We start from the raw sequence: 18,338 nt of genomic DNA, 5'->3' as shown, positions 1-18,338 counted from the left end.
ACGGGCCGGGAGCGGTGTCCCTCCCGCACGGGCGTACGGGTGACGGTCCGTCACCCGTACGTCGAGCGCGACGGGTCACATGCCGTGGACGGCCGGGACCTTTCCGAGGCGTCCGGCCTGGAAGTCCTCGAAGGCCTGCTTGAGCTCGTCCTGGGTGTTCATCACGAACGGCCCGTAGTGCGCCATCGGCTCACGGATCGGGCGTCCGCCGAGCAGCACGACCTCCAGGTCGGGGGTGTTGCCGTCCTGCGACTCGTCGGCACGGACGGTCAGCGAGGACCCCTTGCCGAAGACGGCGGTCTGCCCGATGTGGACGGGGCGGCGCTCCGCGCCGACGCTGCCGCGCCCGGCGAGGACGTACGCGAGGCCGTTGAAGTCCTCGCGCCAGGCCAGGGTCACCTCGGCACCCGGACGGACCGTGGCGTGGACCATGGTGATCGGGGTGTGCGTGATGCCCGGGCCCTCGTGTCCGTCCAGGTCACCGGCGATGACGCGGAGCAGCGCGCCGCCGTCCGGGGAGGCGAGGAGCTGGACCTGGCCACCGCGGATGTCCTGGTAGCGGGGCGCCATCATCTTGTCGGCCTTGGGCAGGTTCACCCAGAGCTGGAGGCCGTGGAAGAGACCACCGGACATGACCAGCGCCTCGGGCGGCGTCTCGATGTGCAGGAGACCGGAGCCGGCCGTCATCCACTGGGTGTCGCCGTTCTCGATGGCACCGCCACCGCCGTGGCTGTCCTTGTGGATGAAGCTCCCGTCGATGATGTACGTGACGGTCTCGAAGCCGCGGTGCGGGTGCCAGGGGGTTCCCTTCGGCTCGCCGGCGGCGTACTCCACCTCACCCATCTGGTCCATCATGATGAACGGGTCGAGGTGCCGGTAGTTGATCCCGGCGAAGGCGCGCCGCACCGGGAACCCCTCCCCCTCGAAACCGCTGGGCGCGGTCGTGACGGTCAGCACGGGGCGGGCCACGGCATCGGCCGGGGCGGCGACCTTGGGCAGGGTCAGCGGGTTTTCGACGGTCACTGCGGGCATGGGAGCCACCTCCGGGAGTCTTCTGATCCCAATTTAGTTGAACGGTGAACATCTTGCAAGGCGGTATCCATTCCCGCCCGCCGCACAGCAACGAGGACCCGCACCGGAACGGTGCGGGTCCTCGGGCCTGCTCGGGCGACGTACGCCCTCAGCCGTACATACGGCGCATCGCGAAGTCCACCATCTGCTCGACCGCCTTGGCGTCGAAGACCATGCGGTGGTCGCCCTCCATGTCCAGGACGAAGCCGTAGCCGGTCGGCAGCAGGTCGATCACCTCGGCCCCGGTGATCACGAAGTACTTGGACTCCTTGCCCGCGTACCTCCGGAGCTCCTTGAGCGTGGTGAACATGGGGATCACCGGCTGCTGGGTGTTGTGGAGCGCCAGGAAGCCGGGGTTGTCGCCGCGCGGGCAGTAGACCTTCGCCGTGGCGAAGATCTGCTGGAAGTCCTCCGCGGACAGCGATCCGGTCGTGAAGGCCCGTACCGCGTCGGCCAGGGACGGCGGCGAGGGCTCGGGGTACAACGGCTGCTCGCCGTAGCCGCCCATCTGCTGCTGTGTGCCCGGGTTCTGGTCGTAGCCATACATGCCGCAAAGAGTAATCGGACACATCTCTGGCTTGAGGGGTTGCGTCTTATTACTGGCGGGTAGCATCATCGTACGGGTCAGGTGACACACCCACGCCAGGCCGTCCGCCGCCCGACCCTCACTCCTCCACGGGGCGCTGCGCGCCACTGCTATTGATTACGGAGCCTTCCCATGGGGCACTACAAGTCGAATCTCCGCGACATCGAGTTCAACCTCTTCGAGGTGCTCGGGCGCGACAAGCTGTACGGCACGGGCCCGTTCGCGGAGATGGACGTCGACACCGCGAAGAGCATCCTGGACGAGGTCACCCGCCTCGCCGAGAACGAGCTCGCCGACTCGTACGCCGACGCCGACCGCAACCCGCCGGTCTTCGACCCCGAGACCAACACCGCTCCGGTCCCGGCTTCCTTCAAGAAGTCGTACCAGGCGTTCATGGACTCCGAGTACTGGCGCCTGGGCCTTCCCGAGGAGATCGGCGGCACCACCTCCCCGCGCTCCCTGATCTGGGGTTACGCGGAGCTGCTGCTCGGCTCCAACCCGGCGGTCTGGATGTACTCCTCCGGCCCCGCGTTCGCCGGCATCCTCTTCGACGAGGGCAACGAGGCGCAGAAGAAGGTCGCCGAGATCGCCGTCGAGAAGCAGTGGGGCTCGACGATGGTGCTCACCGAGCCGGACGCCGGCTCGGACGTGGGCGCCGGCCGCACGAAGGCGGTCGAGCAGGAGGACGGCTCCTGGCACATCGAGGGTGTGAAGCGCTTCATCACCTCGGGCGAGCACGACATGTCCGAGAACATCCTCCACTACGTCCTGGCACGCCCCGAGGGCGCGGGCCCGGGCACCAAGGGACTCTCCCTCTTCCTGGTCCCGAAGTTCCACTTCGACTGGACCACCGGCGAGCTCGGTGCGCGCAACGGCGTGTACGCGACGAACGTCGAGCACAAGATGGGCCTCAAGGCCTCGAACACCTGCGAGATGACCTTCGGCGACCAGCACCCCGCCAAGGGCTGGCTGATCGGCGACAAGCACGACGGCATCCGCCAGATGTTCCGCATCATCGAGTTCGCCCGCATGATGGTCGGCACGAAGGCCATCGCGGCGCTCTCCACGGGCTACCTCAACGCGCTGGAGTACGCCAAGGAGCGCGTCCAGGGCACCGACCTGTCGCAGTTCATGGACAAGACGGCTCCCAAGGTCACCATCACGCACCACCCCGACGTACGCCGCTCGCTCATGACGCAGAAGGCGTACGCCGAGGGCATGCGCTCCCTCGTGCTGTACACCGCCACCGTGCAGGACGCGATCCAGGTGAAGGAGGCCGCGGGCGAGGACGCCAAGGCGCTCAACGGCCTGAACGACCTGCTGCTCCCGATCGTGAAGGGCTACGGCTCCGAGAAGTCCTACGAGCAGCTCGCGCAGTCGCTCCAGACCTTCGGCGGCTCCGGCTACCTCCAGGAGTACCCGGTCGAGCAGTACATCCGTGACGCCAAGATCGACACCCTGTACGAGGGCACGACGGCGATCCAGGGCCAGGACTTCTTCTTCCGGAAGATCGTCCGCGACCAGGGCGCCTCGCTGAACGCCCTCTCCGAGGAGATCAAGAAGTTCCTCGCGGGCGCCCAGGGCGACGAGGAGCTGTCCGGCTCGCTGGACAACCTCGCCAAGGCCGCGGTGGACCTGGAGGCGATCGTCGGCACGATGATCACCGACCTCACCGCGACCGGTGAGGACGTCAAGAACATCTACAAGGTCGGCCTCAACACCACCCGCCTGCTGATGGCCTCCGGTGACGTCGTCGTCGGATACCTGCTGCTCAAGGGCGCCGTCGTGGCCTCCGAGAAGCTGCGCAACGCCTCCGCCAAGGACGCCGCCTTCTACCGGGGCAAGATCGCCGCGGCGAAGTTCTTCGCCTCCGACATCCTGCCGGGCGTCTCCGCCGAGCGCGCGCTCGCCGAGACCGTCGACAACTCTCTGATGGAGCTGGACGAGGCCGCCTTCTAGTCCGCTCCACGCTCTTCGCAGCTCTTCGCACGGAACCAGGTCCGGCCCGCCCCTCGCAGGGGGCGGGCCGGACCTCTGTCACCGGGACATCGGGGCCCTGTTCGCCCGAGCCGCCCGCGGCCAGGTACGGAAGGGCGACAGGGCACGGGTGAAGCCCCGCGAGCCGCCTGGCGGGGGAGCACCCGGCCGGTGCTTTCCGGACGCCGGACGGCTACGGGCGCCGGACGGCGTGAAACGTCCACCTCGACCGTCGTTACAGTGAAGAACATGAGCTCTCCCCTCCGCTTCGACCGCGGGCACACCGACGATCTGATGGCTTTCCTGATGGCCAGCCCCTCCCCGTACCACGCCGTGGCCACCGCCGCCGCGAGGCTGGAGAAGGCCGGTTTCCGGCAGGTCGAGGAGACGGACGCGTGGGACGGCTCCAAGGGCGGGAAGTACGTCCTGCGGGGCGGCGCGATCGTCGCCTGGTACGTGCCGGAGGGCGCGGACGCCCACACCCCGTTCCGGATCGTGGGGGCCCACACCGACTCCCCCAACCTGCGGGTCAAGCCCCTGCCCGACACCGGCGCGCAGGGCTGGCGCCAGGTCGCCGTCGAGATCTACGGCGGGACACTCCTGAACACCTGGCTCGACCGGGACCTGGGACTGGCCGGCCGGATCTCCCTCCGTGACGGGACGCACCGGCTGGTGAACATCGACCGGCCGCTGCTGCGGGTGCCCCAGCTCGCCGTGCACCTGGACAGGTCCGCCAACCCCGACGGCCTCAAGCTCGACCGGCAGAAGCACATGCAGCCGATCTGGGGACTCGGTGAGGTCGAGGAGGGCGACCTCATCCGTTTCGTCGCCGAGGAGGCGGGCGTCGACCCCGCGGAGATCACCGGCTGGGACCTCATGCCGCACCCCGTCGAGCCCCCGGCCTACCTGGGCCGTGATCGTGAGCTGCTCGCCGGTCCGCGCATGGACAACCTGCTCTCGGTGCACGCCGCGACGGCCGCGCTCGCCGCCGTCGCCGGGCAGCCGGACGACGAGATCCCGTACATCCCGGTGCTGGCCGCCTTCGACCACGAGGAGAACGGCTCCCAGTCCGACACCGGCGCCGACGGCCCGCTGCTCGGCACGGTCCTGGAGCGTTCCGTGTTCGCCCGCGGAGGTTCCTACGAGGACCGCGCCCGGGCCTTCGCCGGGACCGTCTGTCTCTCCTCGGACACCGGCCACGCCGTCCACCCGAACTACGCCGAGCGGCACGACCCGACGCACCACCCGGTGGCCAACGGCGGGCCGATCCTCAAGGTCAACGTCAACATGCGCTACGCGACCGACGGCGGTGGCCGCGCGGTGTTCGCCGCGGCCTGCGAGAAGGCGGGCGTGCCCTGGCAGACGTTCGTCTCGAACAACTCGATGCCGTGCGGCACGACGATCGGCCCGATCACCGCGGCACGCCACGGCATCAGGACCGTCGACATCGGTGTGGCGATCCTGTCGATGCACAGCGCGCGCGAACTCTGCGGTGCCGACGACCCGTACCTCCTGGCCAACGCGCTCACCGCGTTCCTCGCGGGCTGATCCCTCCACCGCCCCAACCGCCCTCACGGACATGCTTGTTGCCGGGCCGGGTACGCGATCCGTACACCGGCCCGGATTCACCGGGCCGTCGAGGAGGCGGAAATCATGGGACTCGGAGGATGCATTCTCCTGATCGGTGCCGGGGCGATTCTGGCGTTCGCGACGGACTGGGAGATGGACACCGTCAACGTCGACCTGGTCGGCTGGATCATGATGCTCGTCGGCCTCGTCGGGGTCTTCGTCTACGTGAGCATCGCGCGTCGCCGCCGCATGGTGGTGCCGCCCACCACGGTCGTCGCGGAGGACGAGCGCCGCTACCGGTGACCTGACGGCCGGACGTCCGCCCCTTCTCGGGGGCGTCCGTGACGGTGCGTCGGCCTGGCGGCGGCCCGATATTCTGGGCACCTGTCCGGGCCCTCACCCCGGGTGCGTCCTGCCCGGAAGGAATGCCGCTCGTGGAGTTCCGGCTGCTCGGCACGGTCTCCGTCGACACCCGCACCGGGCCCCTGCCGCTCGGGCCCGCGAAACGGCGCAGCCTGCTCGCCGCCCTGCTGCTGTCGGCCAACACCCCCGTCCCGGTCGCCCGGCTGACGGACTCCCTGTGGGGCGAGGATCCCCCTCCGCGCGCCCGTGGCGTCATCCAGGGGCACGTCTCACGCCTCCGCGCCCTCCTGACGGGTGCGGAGGCCCAGGCGTACGGGGTGGAGCTGGTCACGCTCGGCGACGCCTACGTGCTCCGGGTCCCGGAAACCCTGCTGGACTACCAGCGGTTCGAGGAACTGCTGATGCTGGCACGGCAGCAGCGCAGCGCCACCGACACCGTGCGCATGCTCGACGACGCGCTGTCCCTGTGGCAGGGCCCGGCGCTCGGCGGAGCGTTCACCGAAGGACCGCTCCAGGCCGCGGCGCACACGCTGGAGGAGTCACGACTGGCAACGGTCGAGGAACTGGCCCGGGCCTACGGGAACCTCGGCGAGCACCACCGCGCCGCGTCAGCACTGCGGGCGGAAGCGGCCGCCCATCCGATGCGGGAGTCGCTGGCGGCGGCCCTGATACTGGCGCTGTACCGGGCGGGGCGCCAGTCGGAGGCCCTGGACTGGTTCCACCGCACGAGACGGCTGCTCGCCGACGAGCTGGGCATCGACCCCGGACACGAACTCGCCGACGCGTACGCGCTGATCCTTCGCGGCGATCCCCGGCCCGGCCCGGCCTCGGCCGGCGGCCCGGGAACGGCCCCGCCCGGAGCGTCGCGGCCCGGTACCGGTCCGGGGACGTCCTCCACCGGTCCGGGACCGGCGGCAGGAACCGCCGCGGCTGCCGGCCCACCGCGTGTCCCCGCCGCGCACAGTCCCTCCGTGGCCCCGCACCCCACCGATCTGCTGCCCCGCGCCCCCCGTGGCTTCCACGGACGCGGCGCCGAGCTGGCGGCGCTCACACGGGCGGCCGCAGGTGAGGCACCCGTGTGCCTGGTCACCGGCCCGGCGGGGGTGGGAAAGACGTCGCTGGCCCTCCAGTGGGCGCACCACAACCCCGCCGCCTTCCCGGACGGACGGCTCTTCGCCGATCTGCGCGGGTTCAGCGAGACGGGCGAACCCGCTCTCATCGACGTCCTGCGTGAGTTCCTGCTCGCCCTCGGCGTCGCTCCGCGCCGCGTCCCGGAGTCCGTGAGCGCCGCTGCCGCACTCTTCCGGTCCCTGACCGACCGGCGCCGGCTGCTCGTGGTCCTCGACAACGCCCGGGACTCCGCCACCGTCCGTGCACTGCTTCCGGGCGGTACGGACTGCGTCACCCTCGTCACCAGCCGCAACCGGCTGGAGGGCCTCATCGCCTCGGACGCGGCCCGGCCCGTACCTCTCGGCACCCTCGAACCCCAGGACGGCACGGCCCTGCTGGCCGGTGTGCTCGGTGAGGAGAGGATCCTCGCCGAACCGGTGGCGGCGCGCCGGCTCGCCGAACTCTGCGGAGGGCTGCCGCTCGCCCTGCGTGTCACGGCGGCCCGGCTGGCCGGGCGCCCGCAGTGGACGCTCGCCGGTCTGGCCGACGAACTGGCCGACGAACGCGGCCGGCTGACGTTCCTCGACGTGGACGACACCGGTGTCTCGGCCGCTCTGCGGCTGACCGTCCAACAGCTTCCGGCGGACGCGGTGCGGCAGTTGGCCAGGCTCGGCCACCACCCCGGCGGCCACTTCGACCCGTACACCTGCGCCGCTCTCGCGGGGACCGATCCCGTCGCCGCCGCGGCGGCCCTGGAGCGTCTCGGCTCCGCGCACCTCGTCACCGAGACCGCGCCGGGCCGCTGGGTGCTGCACGACCTGGTGCGCCTGTACGCCCGCGGTCTCGACCCGGCTTCCGGGGCCGAGGCGCTGATCGGCGTCCTCGACCATTACATCTCCACCGCACTCGCCGCCGCCGACACGGCCGAGCCGGGCGGCGAGCCCTGCTTCGTACTGCCGGAGGACCACCGCTCCGCCGCCGTGCGGGACTTCGCCGACCGTGCCGCGGCGATGCACTGGCTGGCCGCCGAACGCGACGACCTGGCCCGGGCGGCCGTGGCGGCCCGGAGTGCCCGCCTGCACGACAGGGCCTGGCGGATCATCCTGCTCCAGTGGCCGCAGGTGGTGTGGCGGGTACGGGACAGCTGGGCTCCCCTGCTCGAGCTGGCGCTCGACTCCGCCCGCGCGCAACAGGACCTGTACGCCGAGTCGAGGGTGCTGAACCTGCTGGGGTGGGTGCTGACGGAAGAGGGAAGGACCGCCGAGGCACTCGCCCTCCTGGAACGCTCGCCGGGCCTCGCACGGCGGGCCGGTGACCGGCTGGGTGAGGCGACGGCCCTGATCAACCTGGCCGTCGTCCAGGCCGGGCAGGGTGAGCTCGACAGGGCCCTGGAGGGCTGTGGCGGGGCGGTCGCCCTGGCCCGGCAGGAGAAGGACCGGCACACGGAGATGCTCGCCCTCCAGCACCTGGCCCGGCTGCAGCTCGTCGCCCACCGCCCCGGGGACGCACTCGAATCCGCTCGTACGGCGCTCGCCCTGGGGCCCGAGCACGAGGAGGCCGCCCGCAGGTCCCTGCTGCTGGCCGTGTCCGGTGAAGCCCGTCTGGCACTCGGCGAGGAGGAAGAGGGGGTCCTTCTGCTGGACCGGGCGGCCGAGGAAGCGGAACGGGCCGGCTACGACGAAGGCGCCGTACGGGCCCTGGAGGCCCTCCTGCGGGTCTCGGCGCGCGCGGACTACCTGACACGGCACGCCCAGGCACTCGGCCGGCTCACCGACGGGGGCTGACCCGGCACGGCCCCTCTCGCGGGCGCCCTGCCCCGGCCGGAGGAGGGCGGGGATAACCGCGCGGGCGCCCGGGGAACGGACGTCAGCAGGACGTCAGCGGGACGGCAGCGGAACGTGAGCGACGCGCTCCAGACTCATGGATGTCAGCAGCTCACCGGCGCTCCGGTCCCGACCGGCCGACCGCCTCGTCCCACTCCGGGGGAGTCTCCATGCGTACCTTCCGCACCCGCACCACCGTTCTCGCCGCCGCGGCCACCGCCGTACTCACCCTCTCCCTCACCGCATGCGACGGGGACGGCACCGGTACGAAGTCCGCCGGCCCGGCGGAGAGCGTTTCCACGGCGGCGGCCTCCGCCGTGAAGTCCGCGCAGAACGCGGGCTCCACGGCGAGCGACGGTGCGACGCAGGACGCCGGCGACGCGGGCGACGCGGGCACCGCGAAGACCACCGGCAGCGCGAAGACCGCGGGCGGCACGAAGACCGGGAGCGGCGGCGGTGTGGCGGCCTGCACCACCAAGGGCCTGACGATCAGCGCCGAGGTCCAGGACGGCCCGCCCTACACCCACATCGTCCTGACCGCCAGGAACACCTCCGGCCACAGCTGCCTGATGCAGGGCTTCCCCGAGATCAGGTTCCTGGAGAACGCCCGTGGCACCGTGCCGGCGGTCGACAAGAGCAAGCCCGCGGACCAGGTCGTCCTCGCCGCCGGTGCTCCCGCGTACGCAGCCGTGAGGCTGTCGGACGGCGGTGTGGACGAGGACGTCGAGACCGTGAAGGACTTCTCGGTGACGCTGCAGGGCAACGCCGGCATGGCCATCGTGAAGGCTCCCGGCGCCGAGGGCATCTCCGTGGACCCGGCGAAGTGGGCGACCGGCTACTGGACGCCCGAGCTGCGCAACGGCGCCGACGAGTTCTGAGCCGTCAGCCCTGCTCGTCCATCCCCGCCAGCACCAGCGGGAGCCTGGAGGTCCCTGTGGCGGTGACGTTCACGGGGACGCCCCAGTCCTGCTGGTGCACATGGCAGGCCGGGTACTCGTTCGCAGGGTCGTCGTCGCACGACGCCGCCATCGCGGACACGTGCAGGACGCCCTCGGTGACCCCGTCCGCAAGGACCAGGTCGCGGCTCAGGTCCGTACCCGGCCCTGAGCCCTCGGCCAGCAGCTCCGGCGGGGTGGAGGAGACCAGCAGCCGCGTGGACGGGCCGTACCGGGTGTCCAGCTTCTGCCCGGCGGGTGCCTGGAAGACCACGTCCAGCCGCAGCGTGCCGGCGGCGACCTCCGTGGCCGCGCGCTGGGTGCGGTGGGCCCGGCCGGCGACCCGCACGGCCTCCTCGGGGAGACGCAGCCGGGTCAGCCGGTGCCGCGCGGACTCGACGACCACCAGGTCGCCGTCCACCAGGACGGCGTCGCTCGGCTCGCGCAGATCCGTGGCCAGCGTGGTGACCTCTCCGCTCTCGGGGTCGTACCGCCGCAGCGCGTGGTTGTAGGTGTCGCTCACGGCGACGGAGCCGTCCGGGAGGGCCGTCACACCCAGCGGGTGCTGGAGGAGCGCCTGGCCGGCGGCGCCGTCGCGGTGGCCGAAGTCGAAGAGTCCCGTACCGACGGCCGTGTGCACGGCGCCCTCCAGGTCCACGTAGCGCAGCGCGGAGTTCTCGGAGTCGGCGACCCAGAGACGGTCGCCGGCCGACGCCAGGCCGGACGGCTGCGCGAACCACGCCTCGTCACCGGGGCCGTCGACCAGGCCCTCGTTGGTCGTTCCCGCGGCGACGCCGACCGTCCCCTTCCCGGGGTCGTACGTCCACAGCTGGTGCACGCCCGCCATCGCGATCCACAGCCGGTCACCGAACCAGGCGATGTCCCAGGGGGACGACAGGTCCACCTCCGTGGCGGTGCCGTCGGTGGCGGAGCCCTGCCACCACTGGCGGCCGGTCCCGGCGAGCGTGGTCGTCACACCTGTCGCGAGGTCGAGCGCCCTGATCGCGTGGTTGACCGTGTCCGCGACGGCGATCCGGCCGTCGGGCAGGAAGGCGAGGCCCTGCGGCTCACTGAACCGGGCCTCCTCGCGGCCCCCGTCCGCGAATCCACGCTCACCGGCGCCGAAGTGGCCGCGTACGGTCTCGCCGTCGGCGTCCAGTTCGACCAAGCGGTGACGGGTGCTGTCCGAGACCAGGAAGCCGCCGTCGGGAAGGGCGAGCGCCTTGCCGGGGAAGCGCAGATGCGTGGCGACCGGCTCCGGCGCGACGTACGGGCCGTCGCCGCGGCGCAGGGTGCCCTTCGCCGCGTGCTCGTCCTCCAGCTCCTCGACCAGCTTCTCGATGGCGTGCGCGTGCCCCTCACCCGCGTGCTGGGCCACGACATAGCCCTCGGGGTCCACGACGACGAGCGTGGGCCAGGCCCGGACGGCGTACTGCTTCCAGGTGGCGAGCTCGGGGTCGTCGAGAACCGGGTGGTGCACCTCGTACCGCTCGACCGCGTCGACCACGGCCTGGTGTTCGGCCTCGTGCACGAACTTCGGCGAGTGGACACCGATGATCACCACGGTGTCGCGGTGCTTCTCCTCCAGGTCGCGCAGCTCGTCGAGCACATGCAGACAGTTCACACAGCAGAAGGTCCAGAAATCCAGGATGACGATGCGTCCCCGCAGGTCAGCCAGGGTGTACTGCCGGTCGCCTGTATTGAGCCAGCCGCCCTTGCCGATCAGTTCGGGGGCGCGGACACGTGCACGTGCTGTCATGCCACCAGTCAACAGCACCGTGGCCTGCGCGCATTCCGGCAGGGCGTCGGGGAACCTGTGATCCATGAGACTTCTCGTACGTGAGCGCGTGTTCGGCATCGGTGACGACTACTGGATCGAGGACGCGGACGGGCGGAAGCTCTTCCTCGTCGACGGCAAGGCCATGAGGCTCCGGGACACCTTCGAGCTGAAGGACACCGACGGCCGGGTGCTGGTGGAGATCCGCCAGAAGCTGATCAGCATCCGCGACACCATGCTCGTCGAACGCGACGGCGACGAGCTCGCCAAGGTCAAGCGGAAGCGGCTCTCCCTGCTGCGCAACCACTACCGGGTGAGCCTCGTGGACGGCACGGAGCTGGACGTCAGCGGCAAGATCCTGGACCGCGAGTTCGCCATCGACTACGACGGCGAACTGCTGGCCCAGATCTCCCGGCGCTGGCTGACGGTCCGCGACACGTACGGCGTCGACATCGTGCGGGAGGACGCCGACGTGCCCCTCCTCCTCGCGGTGGCGGTGTGCGTGATCGTCCTCGCGGACAAGGAGCACGACAAGGACCACGGCGAGGACTGAGGGCCCGCCCCCGGGCCCGGAGGACAATCGGACCGGGCCGGGGCATACGGGCCGGCCCGGTTTCACGTGAAACCGGGCCGTCGGTGAGCGTGCGTGTGGCTCAGGCCAGGCGCCTCGGGGCGAGGCCCAGACGGCGGTCCTTGAGCGCCGGGAACTGCTCCCGGGTGGTGATGGCCCTGGCCGGGTCGAACTCCACGGTCAGCACCTCCTCGGCCGCACCGGCCTCGGCGAGCACCTCGCCCCAGGGGTCGACGACGATGCTGTGACCCGCCTGCTCCACCCCCGCGTGGGTGCCCGCCGACCCGACCGCCAGGACATACGCCTGGTTCTCGACGGCACGTGCCTGCGCCAGCAGGGTCCAGTGCGAACGCCTGCGCTCCGGCCAGCCCGCCGAAACGACCAGGGTTTCGGCCCCTGCGTCGACCAGCCCCCGGAACTGCTCGGGAAAGCGCAGGTCGTAGCAGGTGGCGAGGCCGAGGATGGTCTCCGGCAGAGCTACGGTGACAAGCTCCTCGCCGGCCCCCATCAGCACGGCCTCGCCCTTGTCGAACCCGAAGCGATGGATCTTGCGGTATGCGGCGGCCCGCTCACCCTCGGGCGAGAAGACCAGTGAGGTGTTGTAGAGGGTGCCGTCCTCGGCGCGCTCCACGAAGGACCCGGCGTGCAGCCAGACCCCCGCCTCGGCAGCCGCCTTCGCCATGACGTCGTGCGTGGGCCCCTGGAGCGGTTCGGCCTCTTCGGCGAACGCGGTGTAGGCGAAGGCGCCGACAGGCCAGAGCTCGGGGAGGAGGACCAGGTCGGCTCCCCGCTGGGCCACGACCAGTGAAGCCGCGCGCTCTCTACGGGAATTGACCGATTCATCCGGGTTTACTGCCATCTGGATGAGGGAGGCGTGCACACTACCACCGTCCTGGCATGGAAGCCGTCAACGCGGGCCTACGATCGTCACACGAAAGCACTGCCGGGGTGCCTGCTCGCAGCGTAACTTAGCGAGCGAACCTCCCACGCAGCCCGCAGACAGCACCGTCGGTGCCGGCTCTCCCGTCGGCACTCCCTGCTCTCCAGCCCATGCACCGCAGAACCGCACGAGGGGTCCCGTGACCGTCCATCCCAGCCTCCAGACCTATGCCGATGCCTGGACCCACTCCGTCGAGTCGATAGCCGAGCTGGTCAAGCCGCTCGTCGAGGGGGAGTGGAACCGCCGGACGCCCTGCCCGGGCTGGTCGGTGCGCGACATCGTCTCGCACGTCATCGGCATGGAGTGCGAACAGCTCGGCGACCCCCGTCCCATCCACACGCTGCCACGCGACCTGTACCACGTACAGAACGACCACCAGCGCTACATGGAGATGCAGGTCGACGTACGGCGCCACCACACCGCGCCGGAGATGACCTCGGAGCTGGAGTACACGCTGATCCGGCGCATGCGTCAGCTGCGCAACGAGTCGCGGGCTCCCGAGACCATGGTGCGGGCGCCCCTCGGCGCCGAGCAGACGCTGGAACTGGCTCTGCACATGCGGGCCTTCGATGTGTGGGTGCACGAGCAGGACCTGCGGACGACGCTGGGGCAGCCCGGCAATCTGGATTCACCCGGCGCCCTGATCGTCCGGGACACGCTGCTGGTCGGACTGGCGAAGGTGGTCGCCAAGGACGCGGGGGCGCCGCACAACTCGGCCGTGGTCTTCGATGTGCACGGCCCGCTGGAGTTCCTGCGCACGGTCAGGGTCGACGGCGAGGGCCGCGGTTCGGTGGACGGAGCACCGTCGCTGGGCCCCGTGGCGACCCTGGCGATGGACTGGGAGACGTACTACCGGCTGGCCTGCGGGCGGGTCCGGGCGCAGGCCGTGGAGGACCGGATCAAGGTCGACGGCGACCAGGAGCTCGCGGCCGAGATCCTGCGCCACTTCGCCGTGACCCCGTAGCACCACGACCGGCGGCGCCCGTCCGGCGGCGGGCCGGGACGGGCGCGCCGCCGGACAGCCGCCGCCGCGACCGCTGTCAGGCGGGCACGTGAACGGCTTCGACCCGGCTGACGACGTGATGGTCGCGCTCCCGGTGCGTGGCGCCGGCGTGCAGCCTCAGGATCTGTACGACGCCGAGTGCCTCCAGGACGAAGACCGAGGCGAACGCGACACGGTAGTTGTCCCCTGTCGCGTCCAGCAGGACACCCACCGCGAACAGCGTCGTCATCGAGGCGATGAAACCACCCATGTTGACGATGCCGGAAGCGGTGCCCTGGCGCTCCGGCGGGTTGGCCGGCCGCCCGAAGTCGAATCCGATCATCGAGGCCGGTCCGCAGGAGCCGAGCACCACGCAGAGCGTGATCAGCAGCCACATCGGCGCGTGGTCACCGGGGTAGAAGATCGTGGACGCCCAGAGCAGTGCGGTCAGCGCGACCGTACCCAGCGCCAGCGGGGCGCGCGCGGAGTGGTGGCGGGCGATGATCTGCCCGTAGACGAGCCCCACCACCATGTTCGAGAGCACCACCAGGGTGAGCAGTTCGCCCGCGGTACCTCTGCTGAGCCCCTGTGCCTCGACCAGGAACGGCATGCCCCACAGCAGCAGGAAGACCATGGCGGGGAACTGCGTGGTGAAGTGCACCCACATGCCGAGGCGGGTGCCCGGCTCCCGCCAGGAGGCTGCGATCTGCTTCCGTACGTACGTCCCTCCCGCGTGCTCGACGGGCGGCGGCTCATGGCCCTCGGGGTGGTCCTTGAGGAAGAGCAGCAGCAGGACCAGCACCACCACGCCCGCCATCGAGCTGCCGACGAAGGTCGTGGTCCAGCCGAGCCCGTGCAGCGCGCGGGCGATGACCAGGGTGGAGACCAGGTTGCCCGCCATCCCGAAGAGCGCGGCAACCTGACCGATCATCGGACCGCGCCGGGCCGGGAACCACCGGGTGCCGAGCCGCAGCACGCTGATGAACGTCATGGCGTCGCCGCAGCCGAGCAGCGCGCGGGAGGCGAGCGCCGTGCCGTACGAGGGCGAGAGCGCGAAGCCCAGCTGTCCCACCGTGAAGAGCACCACCCCGAGGGTGAGGACCTTCTTGGTGCCGAGCCGGTCGACCATCAGGCCGACGGGTATCTGCATGCCGGCGTAGACGAGCAGCTGGAGGATGGAGAACGTCGACAGGGCCGAGGCGTTGACGTCGAACCGGTCGGCGGCGTCCAGTCCGGCGACGCCCAGGCTCGTACGGAAGATGATCGCGACGAAGTAGACCGCGACGCCGATGCCCCAGACCCACGCGGCACGCCGGCCGCCGGGCGGGTCTCCGGGCAGGGACAGGGTGGGGGAGGCGGAGCTCACCGGTCATCACCCCGGACCAGCACCTTGACCCGGCTGACGTGGCGGCGTACGACCTGTGCGGCGCCCTCGGCGTCGCCGGCCCTGATGGCGTCCAGCAGTTCACCGTGCTCGGTGATGTTGGCGGCGACCCGGCCGGGGTGCGCCTCCATCACCGCGACGCCCATCCGCAGCTGCCGGTCGCGGAGCTGGTCGTAGAGGCGCGAGAGGATCTCGTTGCCCGCGTTCTTCACGATCTCGGCGTGGAAGCAGCGGTCCTTGACGGACACCGCGGCCAGGTCGCCCACCTCGGCGAGCTCCCGCTGCTCCTCCAGGAGCTGTTCGAGCCGGGCGATCAGCTGGGCCGACGCGGGCACGGCCTTGCGTGCGGCGAACTCCTCGACGAGCAGCCGGGTCTCCACCACGTCGGAGATCTCCTGCGCGGAGACCGCGAGCACCAGCGCGCCCTTCTTCGGGTAGAGCTTGATCAGCCCTTCGACCTCGAGCCGGAGCAGGGCTTCGCGCACCGGGGTCCGGGACACACCGACCGCCTCGGCCAGGTCGCCCTCGGTGAGGAGCGTGCCGCCCTCGTAACGGCGGTCGAGTACCGCCTCCTTGATGTGTGCGTACACGCGCTCGGCCGCCGGCGGCGGCTTGGGGTCGGCCTTGCGGACGGTGGGCGAGGCAGGAGGTGCGACAGGCATGCACACAGCATAGATACAAGATGCGTGCGTCGGCTCCCCCGTCCGCGATCCGGACCCGATGTGACGCGAACCCGTCATGCAAAAATGACACGACTCACTCGTTCGGGCGTACAGCCATTCGGTGCTCTCGCGAGTCTCACGTCAGGGCGGCACTCCCGTGCGATCGCCCTTTCAGGACATTTGGGAGCGTCTCCTTTGACATACGGTATTTCGGGCACACGCCGCGTCTCCGTCGCGTCCGTCGTCGCCCTGACAGCGGGAGCCGTCCTCGCGACCGGAGCGTTCGCCTCCACAGCTCAGGCAGCGGCACCGCCGACGCCCACGATCACCGCCAAGGGCGGCTTCGTGATGAACAACGGCACCGCGAAGACGCTCTACGGCAAGAGCGCGGACACCCGCCGCTCCACCGGCTCGACCACGAAGATCATGACCGCAAAGGTCGTGCTGGCGCAGAAGAACCTGAACCTCGACGCCAAGGTCACCGTCCAGAAGGCGTACAGCGACTACATCGTCTCGAAGAACGCCTCGTCGGCACGGCTGATCGTCGGCGACAAGGTCACGGTCCGTCAGCTGCTGTACGGCCTGATGCTGCCGTCCGGCTGCGACGCCGCCTACGCCCTGGCCGACAAGTTCGGCACCGGCTCCACGCGGGCGGCGCGGGTGAAGTCCTTCATCGGCAAGATGAACGCCTCCGCGAAGAGCCTCGGTCTGAAGAACACCCACTTCGACTCGTTCGACGGCATCGGCGGCGGTTCGAACTACTCCACCCCGCGCGATCTGACGAAGATCGCCAGCAGCGCGATGAAGAACTCGACGTTCCGCGCGATCGTGAAGACCAAGTCGACGAAGCAGAAGGTCACCACCAAGTCCGGTGGCTACCGCTACATGTCGTGGGCCAACACCAACGCCATGCTGGGCAGCTACACCGGCATGATCGGCGTGAAGACCGGATCCGGACCGACGGCCAAGTACTGCCTGGTCTTCGCCGCGACCCGGAACGGCAAGACGGTCATCGGGACCGTCCTCACCTCGACGTCCGCGACGACCCGGACCGCCGACGCGAAGAAGCTCCTGGACTACGGCTTCAAGAAGTGACCCCCGTGCGCGGGATGTGACCCGCGCACGAGGAAGGGGCCCGCCGCATCATGCGGCGGGCCCCTTTCCGTGTGCGACTGTCAGGCCCAGGTGATCAGCCGCTTGGGCTGTTCCAGGACCGCCGCGACGTCCGCGAGCACCTTGGAGCCCAGCTCGCCGTCGACCAGCCTGTGGTCGAAGGAGAGTGCCAGCGTGGTGACCTGGCGGGGCTTCACCTTGCCCTTGTGCACCCAGGGCTGGAGCTTGATCGCTCCGACCGCGAGGATCGCGGACTCCCCCGGGTTCAGGATCGGCGTGCCCGTGTCGACGCCGAAGACGCCGACGTTGGTGATGGTCACCGTGCCGCCGGCCATGGCGGCCGGGGAGGTCTTCCCCTCGCGTGCCGTGGACACCAGCTCACCCAGCGCCTCGCCCAGCTCGGGCAGGGTCTTGTCGTGCGCGTCCTTGATGTTCGGCACGATCAGGCCACGCGGGGTCGCGGCGGCGATACCCAGGTTGACGTAGTGCTTCTGCACGATCTCCTGGTTGGCCTCGTCCCAGGCGGCGTTGACCGCCGGGTTGCGCCGGATCGCGACCAGGAGTGCCTTGGCGATGATCAGGAGCGGATTGACCCGGACCCCGGCCAGGTCCTTGTCCTCCTTGAGCTCCGCCACGAGCTTCATCGTGCGTGTCACGTCGACGGTCACGAACTCGGTCACGTGCGGCGCGGTGAAGGCGCTGCCGACCATGGCCTGGGCGATGGCCTTGCGCACACCCTTGACCGGGACACGGGTCTCCCGGCCCGCCGGATCCGCGACCACGGCGACCGGTGCGGGGACCGCGGCGGGCTCCTCCGCCCGCGCGGGGGCCTCGGCGGGAGCCGGCACGGCAGCCGCGTGGACGTCCTCCCGGGTGATGACACCGCCCTCGCCGGTCGGGGTGACCGTGGTGAGGTCGATGCCCAGGTCCTTCGCCAGCTTGCGGACCGGCGGCTTGGCGAGGGGCCGGCTCTCCGGGGCCTTCGCCCCGTGGCCGTTGAGTTCGGCCTGGACCGCGGCGGCGGCCGGACCCGGGATCTGCGCCCCCTTGCGGGCGCGGCGCTTGGTCGAGCTCTCGGCGACGCCGTACCCCACGAGCACCGGCTGGCGGCCCTTGGGCGCCTCCGGTTCCGCTTCGGGTGCGGCTTCCGCGACGGGCTGCTGGACGGCCTCCGAGGCGGCGGGCACGTCACCGCTGCCCGGTGCCACGTCCACCGCGATGATCACCTCGCCGACGTCGACGGTCGTGCCCTCGGGGAAGCGCAGCTCGTGCACCACCCCGTCGAACGGGATCGGCAGCTCCACGGCGGCCTTGGCCGTCTCGACCTCGCACACGACCTGCCCGTCGGTGACGGTGTCGCCGGGCTGGACGAACCACTTGAGGATTTCCGCCTCGGTCAGTCCCTCGCCCACGTCGGGCATCTTGAACTCACGGAAACGAGCGGACGTTTCGGTCATCGTCGTCACGACCCTCTC

General features: G+C 70.7%; 15 protein-coding genes. 8 read left to right on the top strand and 7 right to left on the bottom strand.

The genetic code is table 11. The features are described from left to right. Positions 1-75 precede the first annotated feature (75 nt). Complete coding sequence (locus P8A20_RS18550; protein ID WP_306103886.1) at positions 76-1,032, bottom strand: pirin family protein; 957 nt, start codon at positions 1,030-1,032, stop codon at positions 76-78. Between the two features lie 148 nt (positions 1,033-1,180). Further along, positions 1,181-1,618 carry an SseB family protein gene (locus tag P8A20_RS18545; protein ID WP_147958639.1) on the bottom strand — a complete coding sequence of 146 codons (438 nt, stop codon included), beginning with the start codon at positions 1,616-1,618 and terminating at the stop codon, positions 1,181-1,183. A gap of 171 nt (positions 1,619-1,789) precedes the next feature. Between P8A20_RS18545 and P8A20_RS18540 the strand changes: the two genes are divergently transcribed. The 5 genes from P8A20_RS18540 to P8A20_RS18520 all read left to right on the top strand — a co-directional run bounded on the left by P8A20_RS18540 (position 1,790) and on the right by P8A20_RS18520 (position 9,377). Then, positions 1,790-3,616 (top strand): acyl-CoA dehydrogenase, encoded by a 1,827-nt coding sequence (locus tag P8A20_RS18540; protein WP_147958638.1) that lies wholly within the window; start codon positions 1,790-1,792, stop codon positions 3,614-3,616. Between the two features lie 267 nt (positions 3,617-3,883). After that, positions 3,884-5,182, top strand: a complete 1,299-nt coding sequence (locus tag P8A20_RS18535) for a M18 family aminopeptidase (RefSeq protein ID WP_147958637.1) — start codon at positions 3,884-3,886, stop codon at positions 5,180-5,182. 105 nt (positions 5,183-5,287) lie between these two features. Then, positions 5,288-5,506: a DUF6458 family protein gene (locus P8A20_RS18530; RefSeq protein ID WP_147958636.1), complete on the top strand. Its 219-nt coding sequence runs from the start codon at positions 5,288-5,290 to the stop codon at positions 5,504-5,506. A 131-nt stretch (positions 5,507-5,637) separates the two neighbouring features. After that, positions 5,638-8,460 carry an AfsR/SARP family transcriptional regulator gene (locus tag P8A20_RS18525; protein ID WP_306103885.1) on the top strand — a complete coding sequence of 941 codons (2,823 nt, stop codon included), beginning with the start codon at positions 5,638-5,640 and terminating at the stop codon, positions 8,458-8,460. Positions 8,461-8,669: 209 nt separating this feature from the next. Further along, positions 8,670-9,377 carry a DUF4232 domain-containing protein gene (locus P8A20_RS18520; protein WP_147958635.1) on the top strand — a complete coding sequence of 236 codons (708 nt, stop codon included), beginning with the start codon at positions 8,670-8,672 and terminating at the stop codon, positions 9,375-9,377. A gap of 4 nt (positions 9,378-9,381) precedes the next feature. On the opposite strand, the gene P8A20_RS18515 is transcribed toward P8A20_RS18520, so the two are convergent. After that, positions 9,382-11,193: an NHL domain-containing thioredoxin family protein gene (locus P8A20_RS18515; RefSeq protein WP_306103884.1), complete on the bottom strand. Its 1,812-nt coding sequence runs from the start codon at positions 11,191-11,193 to the stop codon at positions 9,382-9,384. 64 nt (positions 11,194-11,257) lie between these two features. Here P8A20_RS18515 and P8A20_RS18510 point away from each other — a divergent pair, with 64 nt between their 5' ends. Beyond that, on the top strand, positions 11,258-11,764 hold the full coding sequence (locus P8A20_RS18510) for an LURP-one-related/scramblase family protein (RefSeq protein WP_147958633.1): 507 nt from the start codon (positions 11,258-11,260) through the stop codon (positions 11,762-11,764). 100 nt (positions 11,765-11,864) lie between these two features. Here P8A20_RS18510 and P8A20_RS18505 read toward each other — a convergent pair whose 3' ends face one another. Beyond that, positions 11,865-12,662 carry a carbon-nitrogen family hydrolase gene (locus P8A20_RS18505; RefSeq protein ID WP_306103883.1) on the bottom strand — a complete coding sequence of 266 codons (798 nt, stop codon included), beginning with the start codon at positions 12,660-12,662 and terminating at the stop codon, positions 11,865-11,867. Positions 12,663-12,861: 199 nt separating this feature from the next. On the opposite strand from P8A20_RS18505, the gene P8A20_RS18500 reads away from it, so the two are divergent. Continuing rightward, positions 12,862-13,686, top strand: a complete 825-nt coding sequence (locus P8A20_RS18500; RefSeq protein WP_147958631.1) for a maleylpyruvate isomerase family mycothiol-dependent enzyme — start codon at positions 12,862-12,864, stop codon at positions 13,684-13,686. A 76-nt stretch (positions 13,687-13,762) separates the two neighbouring features. Here the strand turns inward: P8A20_RS18500 and P8A20_RS18495 are convergent, their stop codons facing one another. Together P8A20_RS18495 and P8A20_RS18490 are read right to left on the bottom strand one after the other, a co-directional pair. Then, entirely contained in the window at positions 13,763-15,070 is a 1,308-nt protein-coding gene (locus P8A20_RS18495; protein WP_306103882.1) for an MFS transporter, read from the bottom strand. After that, on the bottom strand, positions 15,067-15,750 hold the full coding sequence (locus tag P8A20_RS18490; protein WP_147958629.1) for a GntR family transcriptional regulator: 684 nt from the start codon (positions 15,748-15,750) through the stop codon (positions 15,067-15,069). Before P8A20_RS18490 ends, P8A20_RS18495 begins: the two co-directional genes overlap by 4 nt. Before the next feature lie 195 nt (positions 15,751-15,945). Between P8A20_RS18490 and P8A20_RS18485 the strand changes: the two genes are divergently transcribed. Then, positions 15,946-16,845: a D-alanyl-D-alanine carboxypeptidase family protein gene (locus P8A20_RS18485; RefSeq protein WP_147958628.1), complete on the top strand. Its 900-nt coding sequence runs from the start codon at positions 15,946-15,948 to the stop codon at positions 16,843-16,845. An 80-nt stretch (positions 16,846-16,925) separates the two neighbouring features. Here the strand turns inward: P8A20_RS18485 and P8A20_RS18480 are convergent, their stop codons facing one another. Then, a complete protein-coding gene (locus P8A20_RS18480) occupies positions 16,926-18,329 on the bottom strand; it encodes a dihydrolipoamide acetyltransferase family protein (protein ID WP_147958627.1) in 1,404 nt (467 codons plus the stop codon). Between the last annotated feature and the right edge of the window lie 9 nt (positions 18,330-18,338).

The sequence above is a fragment of the Streptomyces sp. Alt3 genome, from assembly GCF_030719215.1.
GTDB classification, from domain to species: domain Bacteria; phylum Actinomycetota; class Actinomycetes; order Streptomycetales; family Streptomycetaceae; genus Streptomyces; species Streptomyces glycanivorans.
This window is presented reverse-complemented; position numbering and strand designations above follow the sequence as displayed.